Here is a 19,583-nt window from a genome sequence, read left to right as displayed (position 1 = left end):
GTGGTCAGCCCTCCGAAGGAGCGAGGCGCTTGAGCTCGGCCTCGGTCGAGTTGAGCAGGTCGATCCAGGCGGCTTCGAACTTCTCGACGCCCTCGTCCTCCAGAACCTGGACGACGTCGTCGTAGCTGACCCCGAGCTTCTTGACGGCATCGAGGTCGGCACGAGCCTGGTCGTAACGTCCGGCGACGGTGTTGCCGGTGATCTCACCATGGTCGGCCACGGCGTCCAGCGTCGCCTCCGGCATGGTGTTGACCGTGTTGGGGGCGACGAGGTCGTCGACGTACAGGGTGTCCTTGAGGGACGGGTCCTTCACGCCGGTCGAGGCCCACAGCGGGCGCTGCTTGTTGGCCTGCGCCTTGTCCAGGGCGGCCCAGCGGTCGCTCGCGAAGACCTCCTCGTACGCCTCGTAGGCCAGACGGGCGTTGGCGAGGGCGGACTTGCCCTTCGCGGCCTTCGCCTCGTCGGTGCCGACGGCGTCCAGGCGCTTGTCGATCTCGGTGTCCACGCGGGACACGAAGAAGGACGCCACAGAGTGGATCTTGGAGAGGTCGAGGCCCGCGGCCTTCGCCTTCTCCAGGCCCGCCAGGTAGGCGTCCATGACCTCGCGGTACCGCTCCAGCGAGAAGATCAGCGTGACGTTGACGCTGATGCCCCGCCCGATGGTCTCCGTGATCGCCGGGAGGCCCGCCTTGGTCGCCGGGATCTTGATGAGGGTGTTCGGCCGGTCCACCAGCCACGCCAGCTGCTTGGCCTCGGCGACCGTGGCCAGGGTGTTGTGGGCCAGGCGCGGGTCGACCTCGATGGAGACCCGGCCGTCCTGGCCGCCGGTGGCGTCGAAGACCGGACGCAGGATGTCGGCGGCGTCACGGACGTCGGCCGTCGTGATCATGCGGATCGCCTCCTCGACCGTCACCTTGCGGGCGGCGAGGTCGGTGAGCTGCTGGTCGTAACCGTCGCCCTGGGAGATCGCCTTCTGGAAGATCGACGGGTTGGTCGTGACACCCACGACGTGGTTCTGGTCGATCAGCTCGGCGAGGTTGCCGGACGTGATCCGCTTGCGCGACAGGTCGTCCAGCCAGATCGCCACGCCCTCGTCGGAGAGGCGCTTGAGTGCGTCTGTCATGAGAATTGCATCTCCTACTAGTCGTATGTCCGCGTCAGCGCGCGGCGGCGGCGAGAGATTCCCGGGCGGCTTCCGCCACGTGCGCGGCGGTGAAGCCGAACTCACGGAAGAGGACCTTGGCGTCGGCCGACGCACCGAAGTGCTCCAGCGAGACGATCCGGCCGGCGTCACCCACGTACCGGTGCCAGGTGAGTCCGATGCCCGCCTCGACGGCGACCCTGGCCTTCACGGACGGCGGCAGCACGCTGTCCTTGTACGCCTGGTCCTGCTCCTCGAACCACTCGACACACGGCATGGAGACCACACGGGTCGGCACACCGGCCGCCTGGAGCTCGTCGCGGGCCTCGACGGCCAGCTGGACCTCGGAGCCCGTGGCGATCAGGACGGCCTGCGCCTCGCCGCCCTCGGCGTCGAGGAGCACGTAACCGCCCTTGGCGGTGTTCTCGTTCGCCGCGTAGGTGGGCAGGCCCTGGCGGGACAGCGCCAGACCGTGCGGGGCGCTCTTCCCGAAGTCCTTCTTGCCGCGCTTGAGGATCTCGCGCCAGGCGATGACCGTCTCGTTGGCGTCGGCCGGGCGGACGACGTTCAGGCCCGGGATGGCGCGCAGGGAGGCGAGGTGCTCGACGGGCTGGTGCGTCGGGCCGTCCTCGCCGAGGCCGACCGAGTCGTGCGTCCACACGTACGTGACCGGGAGGTGCATCAGCGCGGAGAGGCGCACGGCGTTGCGCATGTAGTCGGAGAACACCAGGAAGGTGCCACCGTAGACGCGGGTGTTGCCGTGCAGCGCGATGCCGTTCATGGCCGCGGCCATGGAGTGCTCGCGGATGCCGAAGTGGATCGTCCGGCCGTACGGGTCGGCCTCGGGCAGCGGGTTGCCGGCCGGGAGGAACGACGACGTCTTGTCGATCGTGGTGTTGTTCGAGCCGGCGAGGTCGGCGGAGCCGCCCCACAGCTCGGGGATGACACCGCCGAGCGCCTGGAGGACCTTGCCGGAGGCGGCACGCGTGGCGACGCCGTGGCCCGCCTCGAAGACGGGGAGCTCGTCCTCCCAGCCCGCCGGCAGCTCGCCCGCGGCGATCCGGTCGAAGTCGGCGGCGCGCTCCGGGTCGGCGGTGCGCCACGCGGCGAAGGCCTTCTCCCACTCGGCCTTGGCCTCACGGCCGCGGTCCAGCGCCTCACGGGTGTGCGCGATGACCTCGTCGGAGACCTCGAAGGTCTTCTCCGGGTCGAAGCCGAGGACCCGCTTGGTGGCCGCGATCTCGTCGTCGCCGAGCGCCGAGCCGTGCGCGGCCTCGGTGTTCTGGGCGTTCGGGGCGGGCCAGGCGATGATCGAGCGGGCCGCGATGAACGAGGGGCGCTCCGTCTCTGCCTTGGCGGCCAGCAGCGCGAGGTGCAGACCCTCGGGGTCCAGGTCGCCGTTGGGCAGCTGGTCCACGCGCTGGACGTGCCAGCCGTAGGACTCGTAGCGCTTCAGGGTGTCCTCGGAGACCGCGGTCTCCGTGTCGCCCTCGATCGAGATGTGGTTGTCGTCCCACAGCAGCACCAGGTTGCCGAGCTTCTGGTGGCCGGCCAGCGAGGACGCCTCGGCCGAGATGCCCTCCTGGAGGCAGCCGTCACCGGCGATGACCCAGACGGTGTGGTCGAACGGGGAGGTCCCGGGGGCCGCCTGCGGGTCGAAGAGACCGCGCTCGTAGCGCGAGGCCATCGCCATGCCCACGGCGTTGGCGACACCCTGGCCCAGCGGGCCGGTCGTCGTCTCGACACCCGTGGTGTGGCCGTACTCCGGGTGGCCCGGCGTCCTGGAGCCCCAGGTGCGGAACGCCTTGAGGTCGTCCAGCTCGAGGCCGTATCCGGCGAGGTAGAGCTGGATGTACAGCGTCAGGCTGGAGTGGCCCGCGGAGAGTACGAACCGGTCGCGTCCGGTCCACTCCGCGTCCGCCGGGTCGTGGCGCATCACCTTCTGGAAGAGGGTGTACGCGGCAGGAGCGAGGCTCATCGCCGTACCCGGGTGGCCGTTTCCGACCTTCTGTACGGCGTCCGCGGCGAGGACGCGGACGGTGTCCACGGCCCGCTGGTCCAATTCGGTCCACTGGAGGTCTGTGGTGGTCGGCTTGGTGCTCACCCTGAGTCAGGGCTCCTCTCCACTGTTCGTAAACCGGTGGCTGGTTACCGCACCGGGCATTGTCGAGCCTACCCCCGTCCCAAGGCCGCACTTCTGCCCTTTCCACAGTGCGGGCGACCTGCGGAGTTCGCCTCCCGTATGAGCGCTCCCGTTCACTTCTGCGCCACCCCAACACGACCCCACCCCCGCGAAGAGCGGCGTATGCCCAACGTCTACAGTGGTCTGGTTCGCGCAAGTCTTTACCGGGCCTTCATGCCCGGAGCTTGCTGGGATTTCTCTGTCAGGGGTGTGCGTGACGGCCGTCGAGTCCCGACCCGCAGGGGTCGCCTTGACTCCGAGCCCAGTGGGCCATCGCCCGTTCGGGGCCCGCATCAAGGCATTCGTGGCTCTTACCAAGCCGCGCATCATCGAGCTGCTGCTGATCACCACCGTTCCGGTGATGTTCCTCGCCGCTCAGGGCGTGCCCGATCTTTGGCTCGTAGTGACCACCACCATCGGCGGATATCTCTCCGCGGGTGGTGCCAATGCGCTCAACATGTATATCGACCGCGACATCGACGCGCTGATGGACCGTACGTCCCAGCGTCCGCTGGTCACCGGCATGGTGAGCCCCAGGGAGTGCCTCGCCTTCGGAATCGCCCTCGCGGTGATTTCCACGGTCTTCTTCGGACTGCTCGTCAACTGGCTCTCCGCCGCGCTGTCACTCGGCGCACTTCTGTTCTACGTCGTCGTCTACACGATGCTGCTGAAGCGCCGCACCTCGCAGAACATCGTCTGGGGCGGAATCGCCGGCTGCATGCCGGTGCTCATCGGCTGGTCCGCCGTGACCAATTCGATGAGCTGGGCCGCGGTCATTCTTTTCGCCGTGATCTTCTTCTGGACACCGCCGCACTACTGGCCGCTGTCGATGAAGGTCAAGGACGACTACGCCCGCGTCGGCGTCCCGATGCTCCCGGTGGTCGCCTCCAACCGGGTGGTGGCCCGCCAGATCGTCGTCTACAGCTGGGTGATGGTCGGGGTCTCGCTGCTGCTCACCCCACTGGGCTACACCGGCTGGTTCTACACGGCCGTGGCCCTGCTGACCGGCGGCTTCTGGCTCTGGGAGGCGCACGGCCTCCAGAACCGGGCGAAGGCGGGCGTGACCGGCGCCAAGCTCAAGGAGATGCGGCTGTTCCACTGGTCCATCACCTATGTCTCGCTCCTCTTCGTCGCCGTGGCCGTGGACCCCTTCCTCAGGTAGTCCCGCACGACCGGAGCTCCGCCGACGGGCGGGGTGCGTGGCCCACGCCACGCACCCCGCCCGTCGCCACGTCTTCTACCCGTCGGTAGCATCCTGTCCATGGCAGAGACGGCTGAGACCCAGCAGGTGGACGGCAAGCAGGCGGCGCGCGCGGAGCGCAGGGCGGCCCGGCTGGCCAAGCAGATCGGCGCCTTCGCGAAGGCGCACGGCGGCGCCGAGGGGCAGCTGGCCCACATCGGCCAGGCCGGCACCCGCATCGTCCTCGTCGGCGAGGACGGAGGCTGGGGCGACCTGGTCGCCCCGTCGTACGCGGTCGCCGAGAGCGCCGCGGAGAAGGCCGGGATCACCGTGCACGAGGACTTCGACGGCGAGTTCGCCGCGAAGGTCCGCACCGGCCCGTACGAGTGGTCCCGGATGGCCGGGATCCAGGTCGGCGGTCCGTCCGGCAAGCGCTGAGCCTCCCCACCCGTCCGCCCCGCAGCTCCGAGCCGCGGGGCGGTTCCGTGTGTCCGGCCACGGCCGTGCGCGCCCTGCGGGTACCCCCCATCGGCCCGCGGAACGGCGGGGACCACCATGGAGGCAGCAACAGACGCACACCAGAAGAAGGAGGGAACCCGGACGTGGAACTGCTGACCGCGCTGCGTACCCACCGGATCGTCGCCATCGTGCGCGGCGCCGACGCGGACGCCGCACTCAGGACCGTCCTCACCCTGGCCGAGGAGGGCATCGCGCTCATCGAGGTCTCCCTGAGCGGCGAGGACGCCCCCGGCGTCATCCGCCGGGCCCGCGCCGAACTCGGCCCGGCCGCCCCGCTCGGCGCGGGCACCGTCCTGACCGCACACGACGCGCGGACGGTCGCGGACGCCGGCGCCGACTTCGTCGTCACCCCCGCCGTCTGCGAAGGCGTCACGGAGTCGAAGCGCCTGGGACTTCCGGTGCTCGCCGGAGTGATGACCCCCACCGACATCGTCGCCGCACAGCGGCTCGGCGCCGACGGCTACAAGATCTTCCCGGCCGCCCAGGCCGGCGGTCCCGGCTTCCTGAAGGCGCTGCGCGGGCCCTTCCCCGACCTGCCGTTCGTGCCCGTCGGGGGAGTGGACGCCGAACTGGCGCGCACCTACCTGGCGCACGGGGCCACCGCCGTGGGCGTCGGGTCGCCGCTGATCGGCGACGCCGCGGACGGGGGCGGCCTCGACGCCCTGCGCGAGCGCGCCCGCGCCTTCCTCGACGCCGTCCGCCCCGCCCCGGACGCCGGGCGATGAGCGCCGCCACCCGCCGGCGGGGAGGTCCCGCATGACCGCGGCGTCCCGCGTGCGGCCTCCGGTGGTCTGCGTCGGAGAGACCATGGCCGCGCTGGTGCCGGATCCCGCCGCCCCGCTGGAGGAGGCCGCCGGGCTCGGCGTGCGGATCGCGGGCGCCGAGTCCAACGTGGCGGTGTACCTCGCGGACCACGGGGTTCCGGCGCGCTGGGTCTCCGCCCTCGGAGACGACCCGTTCGGCCGGCGGATCCTCGGCGAGGTGGCCGCGGCCGGAGTCGACGTCAGCGGGGTCCGCACCGACCCGCACCGGCCCACCGGGCTCCTCGTCAAGGACCCCGCCCCCGACGCGACGCGGGTCCACTACTACCGCCGCGGCTCCGCGGCGTCGGCCCTGACGGCGGACGTGCTGGAGGAGGACGCCGTGCGCACCGCCGGGCTCGTCCACCTCAGCGGCATCACCCCGGCCCTTTCGCCGGGGTGCCGTGCGCTGGTCGCCGCGCTGCTGGACCCCTCGCCCTCCCAGCGGCCCCGCCCGGTGAGCTTCGACGTCAACCACCGCCCTGCCCTCTGGACGGACGGCACCGCGCCGGAGGTGCTGCTGGGCTTCGCCCGCCGGGCCGACATCGTCTTCGTCGGCCTGGACGAGGCCCAGGCCCTGTGGGGCGGGGAGCTGAAGGACGCCGAGGCCGTGCGGGAGCTGCTGCCCGAGCCGGGCGTCCTGGTCGTCAAGGACGGCGGGACGGACGCCACCGCCTTCGACGGGACCGGGGTGCACCGGGTCCCCGCGCGGAGGGTCGACGTGGTCGAGCCGGTGGGCGCCGGCGACGCGTTCGCCGCCGGGTTCCTCGCCGGGCTGATCCGCGGGGAGTCCACCGTCCGGGCGCTGCGGCTCGGGCACCTCACCGCCGGAGCCGCGCTGGGCGTCACCGGCGACCACGGTCCGCTGCCGGACCCCGCCCGGATCGCCGGGCTGTTGGACGCGACGGTGCGGGAGTGGGCCGCGGAGAGCTGAAGCCGGGCGGGGTCACCGCCCGGCAGGGGGGAACGGCTCAGCCGGCCGCGTTCGCGGTCGCGGGCTCGGGCAGTCCGGCCGCCTGGCCGGGCACCGGGCCCGCGCCCGCCGGACGCTCGCGCATCGACAGCAGCAGGCGCAGCACCGCGATCCACATCAGGGACGAACCCAGCATGTGGAGGCCGACCAGGATCTCCGGCACGTCGTTGACGTACTGGACGTAGCCGATGAGGCCCTGGGCCAGCAGCACGACCAGGAGGTCGCGGGCACGGCTCCGGGTGTCGGCCGGGGCGTCGACGACGCGCAGGGCGAACCACATCGCGACGGCCAGGGCGCAGACGACCCAGGCGGCGATGGCGTGCACATGGGCGGCGGAGCTCCAGTCCCAGGGCATGCGCGGGACGTCGCTGCTGTCCCCGGCGTGCTTGCCGGAGCCGGTCACGGTCGTGCCCAGTGCGATCAGGACCACGGTGACGGCGGCGATCGCCCAGGCGAGCCGCCGCACCGGCTTCGGGGCACGCGGGCGCGGAGCGCCGTCACCCTCACCGATCCGCACCCAGGTGACGACGGTCACCGTGAGCAGGCAGTTGGCCAGCAGGAAGTGCCCGGCCACCGACCACGGGTTCAGGCCCGCCCAGACCGTGATCCCGCCGATGACGGCGTTCCCCATCACGAGCCAGAACTGCGACCAGGCCAGGCGGGTGAGACCGCGCCGCCGGGGCTTCAGGGACCGCGCCGCGATGATCGCCCAGCCGACCGCCGCACACAGGACGTACGTCAGCATGCGGTTGCCGAACTCGATGGCGCCGTGCAGGCCCTGCTCCGGCGTGGCGAAGAGGCTGTCGTCGGTGCACTTGGGCCAGGTGTCGCAGCCCAGCCCGGAACCGGTCAGCCGGACCGCACCACCGGTGATGATGATGAAGACGCTCATCACGACCGCGATGAGGGCGGCTCGCTTGGCCGTCTCCGCCGACGGTGTCCAGCGCTTGGCGATGTAGGAGAGGGGGGTTTCCACGCGAACCATCGTAGGCAACGGCTTGTGCAACTTTTCACGAGGGGTGGGGGCATTCCCGGATGACCCGGGACATCGGCGGTGGGTCACCGGCCGCTCACTCCCAGCGGAAGCATTTCGCCGCGGCGCCCAGCCCCAGGACCGCCCAGACGGCGAGGACCGCCGCGTCGCCCCAGGGCATCGCGGCGCCGTGCTGCAGGACCTCCCTCAGCCCGTCCGAGAGCGCGGAGATCGGGAGCAGGCCGAGGACCGTCTGCGCAGCGTCCGGGAACCTGTCCAGCGGCACGACGACCCCGCCGCCGACCAGCAGCAGCAGGAAGACCAGGTTGGCGGCGGCGAGCGTCGCCTCGGCCTTCAGCGTGCCGGCCATCAGCAGCCCGAGCCCGGAGAAGGCCGCGGTGCCCAGCACCAGGAGCAGGAGCACGGAGAACGGACCGCCCTGCGGCGACCAGCCCAGGGCGAAGGCGATCACGGTCAGCAGGACGATCTGGAGCACCTCGGTGACCAGCACCGAGAGCGTCTTCGCCGCCATCAGGCCCCAGCGGGGCAGGGGGGAGGCGCCGAGGCGCTTGAGCACCCCGTAGCGCCGCTCGAAGCCGGTCGCGATGGCCTGGCCGGTGAAGGCCGTGGACATCACCGCGAGCGCCAGGACACCGGGGGCCAGGAAGTCGACCGGATCGCCCGCGCCCGTGTCGACGACGTCGACCGCGCTGAACAGGACGAGCAGCAGCGCCGGGATGACCACCGTCAGCAGCAGCTGCTCGCCGTTGCGCAGCAGCATCCGCGTCTCCAGTGCGGCCTGCGCGGCGATCATGCGGGACAGCGGGGCGGCGCCGGGGCGCGGGGTGTACGTACCGGCGCTCATGCGCGCAGCTCCTTGCCGGTCAGTTCCAGGAAGACGTCCTCGAGGGTGTGCCGCTCCACCGCGATGCCGTCCGGCATCACGCCGTGCTGGGCGCACCAGGAGGTGACGGTCGCCAGCAGCTCCGGGTCGATCCGCCCGGTGATGCGGTAGGCGCCGGTGGTCAGCTCCGCCGCCTCGCTGCCGTCGGGCAGCGCCTTCAGCAGCGAGGCGAGGTCGAGGCCGGGGCGGCCGGTGAAGCGCAGGGTGTTCTCGGCGCCTCCGCGGCACAGCCGCTCCGGGCTGCCCTGGGCGATGACCCGGCCGGCGTCGATGACGGCGACGTCGTCGGCGAGCTCCTCGGCCTCGTCCATGAAGTGCGTGGTCAGGATGATCGACACCCCGTCGGCGCGCAGCTCCCGGATCAGCTCCCAGGTCGAGCGCCGTGCCTGCGGGTCGAGGCCCGCCGTCGGCTCGTCCAGGAAGACCAGCTCGGGGCGGCCCACGACGGCCATGGCCAGGGCGAGGCGCTGCTGCTGCCCGCCGGAGAGCCGGCGGTAGGCGGTGCGGCCGCAGCCGCCGAGCCCCAGGCGTTCGACGAGGGCACCGACGTCCAGCGGGTGGGCGTGCAGCTTCGCCATGTGGCGCAGCATCTCGTCGGCGCGGGCACCCGGGTAGACGCCTCCGGACTGGAGCATCACGCCGATGCGGGGCCGGAGCGCGGCGGCGTCCGCGACGGGGTCGAGACCGAGGACCCGTACGGTCCCGCCGTCCGGGCGGCGGTATCCCTCGCAGATCTCGATCGTGGTGGTCTTGCCGGCGCCGTTGGGCCCCAGGACCGCGGTCACCGCGCCCGCCGCGACCTCCAGATCGAGGCCGTCGACCGCGGTCTTCGTGCCGTACCGCTTGACAAGGCCCCTGGCCTGTACGACGGGCTCGCTGCTCATGGCGGGCAAGTCTAGGCTGGTGGGTGAGGGGTCCGGCGCGCCGGGTTCACCCGTCGTTCCGGAGTCTCTCCGGCGGCCGGGCGGCGGTCCCGCCCGTACGGCGCCCACCTGCGGCGGCCTGGGTGATCGTCTGTTTCCGCAGGTCAACTTAGGTCTGCCTAAGTGATGAAGGGCACCGCGCCCGGTCCCGGGGTGGGTTGTCACACCCCAAGGAATTACGCAACAATGGCGTTGTGAAATACGTGGGCGAGGCTCCCCAGGAGGAACTCGCGACCGGTGAGCGCTCGACGCGCAACCGGGTCGCGCGCTCCATCCTGGACCACGGCCCCTCCACCGCCGCCGACCTGGCACTGCGCGTCGGCCTCACCCAGGCCGCCGTGCGCCGTCACCTCGACGCCCTCGTCTCCGACGACGTGGTCGAGGCCCGCGAGCAGCGGGTCTACGGGACGCGGACCCGTGGCCGTCCGGCCAAGGTCTTCGCGCTCACCGACTGCGGCCGGGACGCCTTCGACCAGTCCTACGACAAGCTGGCCGCCGACGCCCTGCGCTGGATCGCCGAGACGGCGGGGGACGAGGCGCTCGTCGCCTTCGCCCGCGCCAGGATGGCCGCACAGTCCGAGACGTACCGCGCCGTGATCGAGGCCGCGGACCCCGAGGCGCGCACCGAAGCCTTGGCCAAGGCCTTGTCCGCCGACGGGTACGCTGCTACGGCGCGCAGCGCGCCGGGCCCTCAGCAGGGCGAGCAGCTGTGCCAGCACCACTGCCCGGTCGCGCACGTCGCCGAGCAGTTCCCGCAGCTGTGCGAGGCGGAGACGGAATTCTTCTCCAGCCTGCTCGGGACCCATGTGCAGCGTCTCGCCACCCTCGCCCACGGCGACGGTGTGTGCACGACGTTCGTTCCGCGCAGCAGCCCCGCAGCACCACAGCCTTCACAGACCACTCATTCAGCATCTGCAAGTACGGCCGGGAGGAACCCCGCATGACGCTCCCTACGGAGACTGCCCACCCTGAGCTCGAAGGCCTGGGCACGTACGAATTCGGCTGGGCCGACTCCGACGCGGCAGGCGCGGCGGCGAAGCGCGGCCTGTCCGAAGCTGTCGTCCGCGACATCTCGGAGAAGAAGAACGAGCCGGAGTGGATGCTGAAGCTCCGCCTCAAGGGCCTGAAGCTCTTCGGCAAGAAGCCCATGCCGAACTGGGGCTCCGACCTGTCGGGCATCGACTTCGACAACATCAAGTACTTCGTGCGGTCCACGGAGAAGCAGGCGGAGTCCTGGGAGGACCTGCCCGAGGACATCAAGAACACGTACGACAAGCTCGGCATCCCCGAGGCGGAGAAGCAGCGCCTCGTCGCCGGTGTCGCCGCGCAGTACGAGTCCGAGGTGGTCTACCACCAGATCAACGAGGAACTCGAGTCGCAGGGTGTCATCTTCATGGACACCGACACCGCGCTCAAGGAGCACCCGGAGCTCTTCAAGGAGTACTTCGGCACCGTCATCCCCGTCGGTGACAACAAGTTCGCCTCGCTGAACTCCGCCGTGTGGTCCGGCGGCTCCTTCATCTACGTGCCGAAGGGCGTGCACGTCGAGATCCCGCTCCAGGCCTACTTCCGTATCAACACGGAGAACATGGGCCAGTTCGAGCGGACGCTGATCATCGTCGACGAGGACGCCTACGTCCACTACGTCGAGGGCTGCACCGCGCCGATCTACTCCTCCGACTCGCTGCACTCCGCGGTCGTCGAGATCATCGTGAAGAAGGGCGGCCGCTGCCGCTACACGACCATCCAGAACTGGTCGAACAACGTCTACAACCTGGTCACCAAGCGCGCCGTGGCGTACGAGGGCGCGACCATGGAGTGGGTCGACGGCAACATCGGCTCCAAGGTCACCATGAAGTACCCGGCCGTCTACCTGATGGGCGAGCACGCCAAGGGCGAGACCCTGTCCATCGCCTTCGCGGGCGAGGGCCAGCACCAGGACGCCGGCGCCAAGATGGTCCACATGGCACCGAACACCTCCTCCAACATCGTCTCCAAGTCGGTGGCGCGAGGCGGTGGCCGCACCTCCTACCGCGGTCTCATCGAGATCGGCGAGGGTGCTCCGGGCGCCAAGTCCAACGTGCTGTGCGACGCGCTGCTCGTGGACACCATCTCCCGCTCCGACACCTACCCGTACGTCGACGTCCGTGAGGACGACGTGTCGATGGGTCACGAGGCGACCGTCTCCAAGGTCTCCGAGGACCAGCTCTTCTACCTGATGAGCCGCGGCATGACCGAGTTCGAGGCCATGGCGATGATCGTGCGCGGCTTCGTCGAGCCGATCGCCAAGGAGCTGCCGATGGAGTACGCCCTTGAGCTCAACCGGCTGATCGAGCTGCAGATGGAGGGTTCGGTCGGCTAGTACGGCCCCGCCGTCCGCCGATCGTCCCCGAGAGTTCTTGACTGAGAAAGCGAGCACTACGACAGCCATGGCTGAGGCTCAGAACATCCCTGCGGGCTCCACCACCGCCGGGTCCATCGCGGTGGCGGCCGAGTCCACCGTCGCCACGCGCATGAGCGCGCCCCCGTCCTTCGACGTCGCGGACTTCCCCGTCCCGCACGGCCGCGAGGAGGAGTGGCGGTTCACCCCGCTGGAGCGCCTGCGCGGCCTGCACGACGGCACGGCCGTCGCCACCGGCGAGGGTGTCAAGGTCGTCGTCGAGGCGCCCTCGGGCGTCACGGTCGAGACCGTCGGCCGCGACGACGCGCGGCTCGGCCGGGCGGGCACCCCGGTGGACCGGGTCGCCGCCCAGGCGTACTCGTCCTTCCAGCAGGCCTCGGTCGTCACGGTCGCCAAGGAGGCCGTGCTCAGCGAGCCGGTCCGGATCACCGTGCACGGCGAGGGCGGTGTGGCCTACGGCCACCAGGTCATCGAGCTGGAAGCCTTCGCCGAGGCCGTCGTCGTCATCGACCACACCGGCGACGCCGTGCTCGCGGCCAACGTCGACTACGTCCTGGGCGACGGTGCGAAGCTGACCGTCGTCTCCGTCCAGGACTGGGACGACACGGCCGTCCACGTCGGCCAGCACAACGCGCTGGTCGGCCGCGACGCCTCCTTCAAGTCGATCATCGTCACCTTCGGCGGGGACCTCGTCCGTCTCCACCCGCGGGTCGCCTACGCCGCCCCCGGCGGCGAGGCGGAGCTCTTCGGCCTGTACTTCACCGACAAGGGCCAGCACCAGGAGCACCGCCTCCTGGTCGACCACAACACCCCGCACTGCAAGTCCAACGCGGTGTACAAGGGCGCGCTCCAGGGCGACGACGCCCACGCCGTGTGGATCGGTGACGTGCTCATCCAGGCCGCCGCCGAGGGCACCGACACCTACGAGATGAACCGCAACCTGGTTCTCACCGACGGCGCCCGGGTCGACTCCGTGCCGAACCTGGAGATCGAGACCGGCGAGATCGTCGGCGCCGGCCACGCCTCGGCGACCGGCCGCTTCGACGACGAGCAGCTGTTCTACCTCCAGTCCCGCGGCATCCCGGCCGAGGAGGCCCGCCGGCTCGTCGTGCGCGGCTTCTTCGCCGAGCTGGTCCAGCAGATCGGCCTGCCGGACGTCGAGGACAGGCTCCTCGACAAGATCGAGGCCGAGCTGAAGGCGTCGGTCTGAGATGGCCTTCGTCAAAGCCTGTGCGCTGAGCGAGCTGGAGGACGACACCCCCAAGAGGGTGGAGCTCGACGGCACGCCGGTATCCGTCGTCCGCACCGAGGGCGAGGTGTTCGCGATCAACGACATCTGTTCGCACGCGAACGTCTCGCTGTCGGAGGGCGAGGTGGAGGACTGCGCGATCGAGTGCTGGCTGCACGGATCGAGCTTCGACCTCCGCACCGGCAAGCCGTCCGGTCTTCCCGCGACGCGCCCCGTCCCCGTATACCCCGTAAAGATCGAAGGGGACGATGTGCTCGTCTCCGTCACCCAGGAGTCCTGAGTCACCCATGGCAACGCTTGAAATCCGCGACCTGCACGTCTCCGTCGAGGCCGACAACGCCACGAAGGAGATCCTCAAGGGCGTCGACCTGACCGTGAAGCAGGGCGAGACGCACGCCATCATGGGCCCGAACGGGTCCGGCAAGTCCACCCTCGCCTACTCGCTGGCGGGTCACCCCAAGTACACGATCACGAGTGGCACGGTGACCCTGGACGGCGAGGACGTCCTGGAGATGTCCGTCGACGAGCGGGCCCGCGCCGGCCTGTTCCTCGCCATGCAGTACCCGGTCGAGATCCCCGGTGTCTCGGTCTCCAACTTCCTGCGCACCTCCGCCACCGCCGTGCGCGGCGAGGCCCCCAAGCTGCGTACGTGGGTGAAGGAGGTCAAGGAGACGATGGCCGAGCTCCAGATGGACCCGTCCTTCGCTGAGCGCAACGTCAACGAGGGCTTCTCCGGCGGTGAGAAGAAGCGCCACGAGATCCTCCAGCTGGAGCTCCTCAAGCCGAAGGTCGCCATCCTCGACGAGACCGACTCCGGTCTGGACGTCGACGCCCTGCGCGTCGTCTCCGAGGGTGTCAACCGGGTCCGTGAGGGCGGCGAGGTCGGCACCCTGCTGATCACGCACTACACGCGGATCCTCCGCTACATCAAGCCCGACTTCGTGCACGTCTTCGCCAACGGCCGCATCGCCGAGTCCGGCGGCGCCGAGCTGGCCGACAAGCTGGAGAACGAGGGCTACGAGGCATATGTGAAGGGTGGCGCTTCCGCGTGACTGACGCCCGACAGGGGCTCTCCGGCCTCCTCGACACCGAGGCGATCCGCAAGGACTTCCCGATCCTGGACCGCACGGTCCACGACGGGAAGAAGATCGTGTACCTGGACAGCGCGGCCACCTCGCAGAAGCCGCGCCAGGTGCTCGACGCTCTCAGTGCGTACTACGAGCGGCACAACGCCAACGTCCACCGCGGTGTGTACACCATCGCGGAGGAGGCCACCGCGCTGTACGAAGGCGCTCGCGACAAGGTCGCGGCCTTCATCAACGCTCCCAGCCGCAACGAGGTGATCTTCACCAAGAACGCCTCGGAGTCGCTCAACCTCGTCGCGAACATGCTCGGCTGGGCGGACGAGCCCTATCGGGTGGACAGCGACACCGAGATCGTCACCACGGAGATGGAGCACCACTCCAACATCGTGCCGTGGCAGCTGCTCTCGCAGCGCACCGGCGCGAAGCTGAAGTGGTTCGGCATCACGGACGACGGCCGGCTCGACCTGTCGAACATCGACGAGATCATCACGGAGAAGACGAAGATCGTCTCCTTCACGCTGGTCTCCAACATCATGGGCACGGTCAACCCGGTCGAGAAGATCATCCGCCGCGCCCAGCAGGTCGGCGCGCTGGTCTGCATCGACGCCTCGCAGGCCGCCCCGCACATGGTGCTCGACGTGCAGGCGCTGCAGGCGGACTTCGTGGCCTTCACCGGCCACAAGATGGTCGGCCCGACCGGCATCGGCGTGCTCTGGGGACGGCAGGAGCTCCTGGAGGACCTGCCGCCGTTCCTCGGCGGCGGCGAGATGATCGAGACCGTGTCGATGCACTCGTCGACGTACGCTCCGGCGCCGCACAAGTTCGAGGCGGGCACGCCCCCGATCGCGCAGGCCGTCGGCCTCGGCGCGGCCGTGGACTACCTCTCCTCGATCGGCATGGAGAACATCCACCGGCACGAGCAGGCGATCACCGGGTACGCGGTCCGCCGGCTCCTCGAGGTCCCCGACCTCCGGATCATCGGCCCGGCGACGGCCGAGGACCGCGGTGCGACGATCTCCTTCACGCTCGGCGACATCCACCCCCACGACGTGGGCCAGGTGCTCGACGAGCAGGGCATCGCCGTACGGGTCGGACACCACTGCGCCCGGCCCGTCTGCCTGCGGTACGGAATTCCTGCGACGACGCGGGCGTCGTTCTACCTGTACTCCACGCCGGCCGAGGTCGACGCCCTGGTGGACGGGCTGGAGCACGTGCGGAACTTTTTCGGTTAGACGGCAGAGGGTTGACTGGTGAAGCTTGATTCCATGTACCAGGAAGTGATCCTGGACCACTACAAGCACCCCCACGGGCGTGGCCTGCGGGACGGCGACGCCGAGGTGCACCACGTCAACCCGACGTGCGGCGACGAGATCACGCTCCGCGTGAAGTACGAAGGCGAGACGATCGCCGACGTCAGTTACGAGGGCCAGGGCTGCTCCATCAGCCAGGCCAGCGCCTCCGTGCTCAACGAACTGCTCGTCGGCAAGCAGCTCGGCGAGGCGCGGAAGATCCAGGAGACCTTCCTGGAACTGATGCAGTCCAAGGGGCAGCTGGAGCCGGACGACGCGATGGAGGAGGTGCTGGAGGACGCCGTCGCGTTCGCCGGTGTCTCCAAGTACCCGGCCCGGGTCAAGTGCGCGCTGCTGAGCTGGATGGCGTGGAAGGACGCGACGGCGCAGGCGCTGTCCGAAGGGAAGACGGCATGAGCGAGAACGAGACTCTTACCACCAAGCCGGCCTCCGAGGAGGAGGTCCGCGAGGCGCTGTACGACGTGGTCGACCCCGAGCTGGGGATCGACGTCGTCAACCTGGGCCTGATCTACGGCATCCACATCGACGACGCCAACATCGCGACGCTCGACATGACGCTGACGTCGGCGGCCTGTCCGCTGACCGACGTCATCGAGGACCAGGCGAAGTCGGCCACCGACGGCATCGTCAGCGAGCTGCGGATCAACTGGGTCTGGATGCCGCCGTGGGGCCCCGACAAGATCACCGACGACGGCCGTGAGCAGCTTCGCGCGCTCGGCTTCAACGTCTGATCCCGCACGTCCCCGTACGGCCCCCGGCGATGCGCCGGGGGCCGTACGGCGTTGTTCGCCCGCCGTACCCGCGCCGTGTGCCCGCCGTTGGGGCGGGGGCCGGAGCCTGCTTCTCGACACCACGCCGACGAGAGGCACGCAGTGCTGCATCAGCTTTCAGTCCAGAACCGCCGGGCGGCCGCTGCCGCTGCCGGGATCCTCGCCCTGGCCGCCCTGGGGGGCAACGCCCCGGCGCACGCGGCGAGTTACGGGACGCCGACGATCAGCCTGTCGGCCTCCTACCTCTCCGGCGCGGTCGGCGCGACGGGTGACCCCGTGGTGAGCGTGACCGTCGCACAGAGCGGCGCCGACGTCTCCGCGCTCACGGTGGCGGCCTCCGCCAGCTCGAAGTCCTCCGTCGCCGGCACCTCCGACGTCACGGTCACGGGAACCGGGGCCACCCGTACGCTCTCCGTCGCCGCGCACGCCCGCGGGTACACCGATCTCACGATCAAGGTCACCGGGCTCGGCGGGAAGACCGCCACCAAGAAGCTCTCCTACGCCGCCTCCGCGGCCGTGCAGAACTCCGCCGACACCCGCTACGTGACGGGTTCCTCGGACGCCTCGGCGGCCGTCGACGTCGGCGGCGGCTACGCGGTGGTCGCGGACGACGAGTCCAACACCCTGCGGCTCTACGACCTCGCGGTCTCCGGCGCGCCCGTGCGGACCTGGGACGTCGCCTCGAAGCTCGGGGTGAGCAAGGAGATCGACATCGAGGGGGCGGCCCGGGTCGGCAACACCGTCTACTGGACCGGCTCGCTCGGCAACAACAAGGACGGCGAGTACAAGGCCGACCGCAACACCGTCTTCACCACGACCGTGACCGGTTCGGGCGCCTCCACCCAGCTCACCGTCGGCGGGAAGTACGGCAAGCTGCGGGACGACCTCGTCGCGTGGGACGAGGACAACGACGACCGCTACGGTTTCGCCGCAGGCACCGAGGACGGTGAGGCGCCGAAGCAGATCGACGGCTTCAACGTGGAGGGGCTGGAGTTCGCGCCCGGTTCGACGAGCACCGCCTACGTCGGCTTCCGCGCGCCCCTCGTGCCGCCGGCGTCCGGCGGCAAGGCGCTCATCGTGCCCGTGACCAACTTCGACAAGGTGGTCGGCAGCGGGTCGAAGGCCGTCTTCGGTACGCCGATCGAGCTGAACCTCGGCGGGCTGGCCATCCGGGACATCCGGAAGAACGCCGCGAACCAGTACCTGATCGTCGCCGGTTCCTGGGAGGCGGACGACAACTCCGACCCGTACGCCCTGTACGGCTGGGACGGTGTCGCCGGGCACGCCCCGGTGAAGCGGGCCACGCTGCCCACCACCGACCCCGGCGGCTGGGAGGCCGTCGTCTCGGTGCCGGACCTGACGGCGGCGGGGACCCGGGCACAGGTGATCACGGACGCCGGCGCCGCCGACCTGTACGGCGACGGCACGGAGGCGAAGGACCTGGACCACGCCGAGTGGAAGAAGTCCCGCGCCACCTGGTTCACCGTGGGCGGCTGACCCGCCCGTGGCCTCCCCCTGCTCTTGCGGGCAGGGGGAGCCGCCAGCAGACTGCGGCCATGGCTTCCCGTTTCTACCAACTCACCGTCGACGCCCACGATCCGCAGTCCCTCGCCCGCTTCTGGTGCGGGGTACTGGACTGGAAGGTCCTCTACGAGGACGACGACGAGACCGTGATCGGTGCGGACGCGTCCGCGCTGCCGGGCATGTGCTTCCTCTCCGTACCGGAGGGGAAGACGGTCAAGAACCGGCTCCACATGGACCTGTCCCCGGACGACCGCGACGCGGAGGTCGAGCGGATCGTGGCGCTCGGCGCCCGGCGTGCGGACGTCGGCCAGGGCGGCGACGCGACATGGGTGGTGCTGGCCGACCCGGAGGGCAACGAGTTCTGCGTGCTGAGGCCGAAGGACTCGCTGCTGGACTGAGGATCCGCCGCCCGTCGCTCGTTCCCGGCCCCCGGCGGGGGCACGCCGGGAGGCCGGGGAACGGGCGTCAGCGGTGCATGCCGCCGTACGGAGGCGCGCCGTACGGGGGGACGCCGTGCGCGGGGACACCGGCGGCCTCGGCCAGTGCCGGGCCCAGGTCCTCCGTCCGGATGCGCCGGTCGACGTAGAGCAGGCCGGTGACCAGCTGCGGGAACGTCGCCGAGATGATCTGGCTCACCAGCTGGCCCAGCAGGGTCGCGACCAGGTAGCCGCTCATCGCGACGACCACGGCGGCGGGGCTGGGGTCCTCGTCCAGCGACGCGCCCCCGATCATGCCGGGGAAGATGCCGAGGATCGAGAACGGCATCTGGACGACGTAGCCGGCGACACCTGCCATCAGCCCGGCCAGCAGGGTGATGCCGAAGATCCGCCACCAGTCGCCGCGCACCAGCTGGGACGAGCGGCGCAGCGCGGCGACGGGCCGGCGGCCCTCGAAGACCACGGCGGCCGGGGCCAGGCAGACCTTGATCCAGAGCCAGACCGCCAGCGGCCCGGTCACCAGCACGCCCACGACGCCCAGGGTGACGGCGGCGGGCGTACCCCCGCCGCTGTCCATGGTGACGAGGCCGATGACCGCCCCGGTGAAGACGGTCATGAGGAGCAGCACGGGCACGATCGCGACGAGGGCCGTGAGGATCAGGGTGCCGATCACGGGGAAGAGGTGCGCCCAGGCCCTGTGCCAGACCGCCGGGAAGGAAACGGGCCTGCCCAGGACCGCGTCCTGGAGCACGGCGGGGACCGCCGCGTACATCAGGCCGGAGACGACCGCCAGGGTGACCACGCCGAGCAGGACGAGGACGCAGCCCGCGATCACCAGGGGAACGACGTCCGCGGACGAGGCGCTCTCGCCGTGGTCGAGGGAGACCACCCGCTCCAGGTGGGCGGAGACGGCGGAGTAGGCGACGACCACCGCCGCGGTCATCAGGAGCGCGGCGCCGCCGTAGAGGGCGGCGGCCAGTCCGAACAGCTGCTTCCAGTACCGGCCGATCGTCGAGAACGCCCCGCCCAGCACGTCCCCCAGTCTCAGCGGGGCGAGCGGTATCACCCCCGGCTTCGGCGGCGGGACCCAGCCACCCCAGCCCGGAGGTCCTCCGTACGGGCTCCCGCCGTACGGTGCGCCCCCGTAGGCGCCCCCGCCCCACCCTGCGTCCTGCGCCACCACAACTCCGTTGTTCGTATCGTCCGGTGGTC

20 protein-coding genes are annotated in these 19,583 nt (G+C 70.6%); 14 read left to right on the top strand and 6 right to left on the bottom strand.

Annotated elements, in window-relative coordinates; genetic code table 11:
• Positions 1–4: 4 nt before the first annotated feature.
• Positions 5–1,123: a transaldolase gene (tal, locus tag ACFC51_RS11305; RefSeq protein ID WP_376381051.1), complete on the bottom strand. Its 1,119-nt coding sequence runs from the start codon at positions 1,121–1,123 to the stop codon at positions 5–7.
• 34 nt (positions 1,124–1,157) lie between these two features.
• Positions 1,158–3,245 carry a transketolase gene (gene tkt, locus ACFC51_RS11300; protein WP_376381054.1) on the bottom strand — a complete coding sequence of 696 codons (2,088 nt, stop codon included), beginning with the start codon at positions 3,243–3,245 and terminating at the stop codon, positions 1,158–1,160.
• A gap of 286 nt (positions 3,246–3,531) precedes the next feature.
• Between tkt and ACFC51_RS11295 the strand changes: the two genes are divergently transcribed.
• The 4 genes from ACFC51_RS11295 (at position 3,532) to ACFC51_RS11280 (ending at position 6,756) form a co-directional block, all read left to right on the top strand.
• The gene (locus ACFC51_RS11295) at positions 3,532–4,485 is read left to right on the top strand and encodes a heme o synthase (protein WP_073747829.1); all 954 of its coding nucleotides are present in this window, start codon (positions 3,532–3,534) and stop codon (positions 4,483–4,485) included.
• Positions 4,486–4,584: 99 nt separating this feature from the next.
• Positions 4,585–4,941 (top strand): hypothetical protein, encoded by a 357-nt coding sequence (locus tag ACFC51_RS11290; protein ID WP_376370695.1) that lies wholly within the window; start codon positions 4,585–4,587, stop codon positions 4,939–4,941.
• 164 nt (positions 4,942–5,105) lie between these two features.
• Positions 5,106–5,747, top strand: a complete 642-nt coding sequence (locus ACFC51_RS11285; RefSeq protein ID WP_376370697.1) for a bifunctional 4-hydroxy-2-oxoglutarate aldolase/2-dehydro-3-deoxy-phosphogluconate aldolase — start codon at positions 5,106–5,108, stop codon at positions 5,745–5,747.
• A gap of 31 nt (positions 5,748–5,778) precedes the next feature.
• Complete coding sequence (locus ACFC51_RS11280; RefSeq protein WP_376528211.1) at positions 5,779–6,756, top strand: sugar kinase; 978 nt, start codon at positions 5,779–5,781, stop codon at positions 6,754–6,756.
• 37 nt (positions 6,757–6,793) lie between these two features.
• On the opposite strand, the gene ACFC51_RS11275 is transcribed toward ACFC51_RS11280, so the two are convergent.
• The 3 genes from ACFC51_RS11275 to ACFC51_RS11265 form a co-directional block, all read right to left on the bottom strand.
• Positions 6,794–7,780 carry a heme A synthase gene (locus ACFC51_RS11275; RefSeq protein WP_376528208.1) on the bottom strand — a complete coding sequence of 329 codons (987 nt, stop codon included), beginning with the start codon at positions 7,778–7,780 and terminating at the stop codon, positions 6,794–6,796.
• A gap of 85 nt (positions 7,781–7,865) precedes the next feature.
• Positions 7,866–8,633 (bottom strand): ABC transporter permease, encoded by a 768-nt coding sequence (locus ACFC51_RS11270; RefSeq protein WP_376370701.1) that lies wholly within the window; start codon positions 8,631–8,633, stop codon positions 7,866–7,868.
• The gene (locus ACFC51_RS11265; protein ID WP_376370703.1) at positions 8,630–9,556 is read right to left on the bottom strand and encodes an ABC transporter ATP-binding protein; all 927 of its coding nucleotides are present in this window, start codon (positions 9,554–9,556) and stop codon (positions 8,630–8,632) included. The genes ACFC51_RS11270 and ACFC51_RS11265 overlap by 4 nt, the downstream gene beginning before the upstream one ends.
• Positions 9,557–9,789: 233 nt before the next feature.
• Here ACFC51_RS11265 and ACFC51_RS11260 point away from each other — a divergent pair, with 233 nt between their 5' ends.
• The 10 genes from ACFC51_RS11260 to ACFC51_RS11215 all read left to right on the top strand — a co-directional run bounded on the left by ACFC51_RS11260 (position 9,790) and on the right by ACFC51_RS11215 (position 18,332).
• Positions 9,790–10,539 carry a helix-turn-helix transcriptional regulator gene (locus ACFC51_RS11260; protein WP_376370705.1) on the top strand — a complete coding sequence of 250 codons (750 nt, stop codon included), beginning with the start codon at positions 9,790–9,792 and terminating at the stop codon, positions 10,537–10,539.
• A complete protein-coding gene (gene sufB, locus ACFC51_RS11255; protein ID WP_124277049.1) occupies positions 10,536–11,957 on the top strand; it encodes a Fe-S cluster assembly protein SufB in 1,422 nt (473 codons plus the stop codon). Before ACFC51_RS11260 ends, sufB begins: the two co-directional genes overlap by 4 nt.
• Before the next feature lie 67 nt (positions 11,958–12,024).
• Positions 12,025–13,206 (top strand): Fe-S cluster assembly protein SufD, encoded by a 1,182-nt coding sequence (sufD, locus tag ACFC51_RS11250; RefSeq protein WP_376370706.1) that lies wholly within the window; start codon positions 12,025–12,027, stop codon positions 13,204–13,206.
• Position 13,207: 1 nt separating this feature from the next.
• On the top strand, positions 13,208–13,525 hold the full coding sequence (locus ACFC51_RS11245) for a bifunctional 3-phenylpropionate/cinnamic acid dioxygenase ferredoxin subunit (protein ID WP_014156911.1): 318 nt from the start codon (positions 13,208–13,210) through the stop codon (positions 13,523–13,525).
• 7 nt (positions 13,526–13,532) lie between these two features.
• Complete coding sequence (sufC, locus tag ACFC51_RS11240) at positions 13,533–14,297, top strand: Fe-S cluster assembly ATPase SufC (RefSeq protein ID WP_014156912.1); 765 nt, start codon at positions 13,533–13,535, stop codon at positions 14,295–14,297.
• The gene (locus ACFC51_RS11235; RefSeq protein WP_376528205.1) at positions 14,294–15,562 is read left to right on the top strand and encodes a cysteine desulfurase; all 1,269 of its coding nucleotides are present in this window, start codon (positions 14,294–14,296) and stop codon (positions 15,560–15,562) included. Before sufC ends, ACFC51_RS11235 begins: the two co-directional genes overlap by 4 nt.
• 18 nt (positions 15,563–15,580) lie before the next feature.
• Complete coding sequence (sufU, locus tag ACFC51_RS11230) at positions 15,581–16,036, top strand: Fe-S cluster assembly sulfur transfer protein SufU (protein ID WP_376370709.1); 456 nt, start codon at positions 15,581–15,583, stop codon at positions 16,034–16,036.
• Positions 16,033–16,371 carry a metal-sulfur cluster assembly factor gene (locus tag ACFC51_RS11225; RefSeq protein ID WP_145802444.1) on the top strand — a complete coding sequence of 113 codons (339 nt, stop codon included), beginning with the start codon at positions 16,033–16,035 and terminating at the stop codon, positions 16,369–16,371. Before sufU ends, ACFC51_RS11225 begins: the two co-directional genes overlap by 4 nt.
• A 141-nt stretch (positions 16,372–16,512) precedes the next feature.
• Positions 16,513–17,907, top strand: coding sequence for a hypothetical protein (locus tag ACFC51_RS11220; protein ID WP_376528203.1), 1,395 nt, complete (start codon positions 16,513–16,515; stop codon positions 17,905–17,907).
• A gap of 59 nt (positions 17,908–17,966) precedes the next feature.
• On the top strand, positions 17,967–18,332 hold the full coding sequence (locus ACFC51_RS11215; protein ID WP_376370712.1) for a VOC family protein: 366 nt from the start codon (positions 17,967–17,969) through the stop codon (positions 18,330–18,332).
• 67 nt (positions 18,333–18,399) lie between these two features.
• On the opposite strand, the gene ACFC51_RS11210 is transcribed toward ACFC51_RS11215, so the two are convergent.
• Positions 18,400–19,551, bottom strand: a complete 1,152-nt coding sequence (locus ACFC51_RS11210) for a hypothetical protein (protein WP_376370714.1) — start codon at positions 19,549–19,551, stop codon at positions 18,400–18,402.
• Positions 19,552–19,583: the final 32 nt, after the last annotated feature.

The organism is Streptomyces sp. NPDC055962, assembly GCF_042270185.1.
GTDB lineage: Bacteria > Actinomycetota > Actinomycetes > Streptomycetales > Streptomycetaceae > Streptomyces.
Note: the sequence above shows the minus strand (reverse complement) of the source record. Positions and strands in the feature narration are given on the sequence as shown.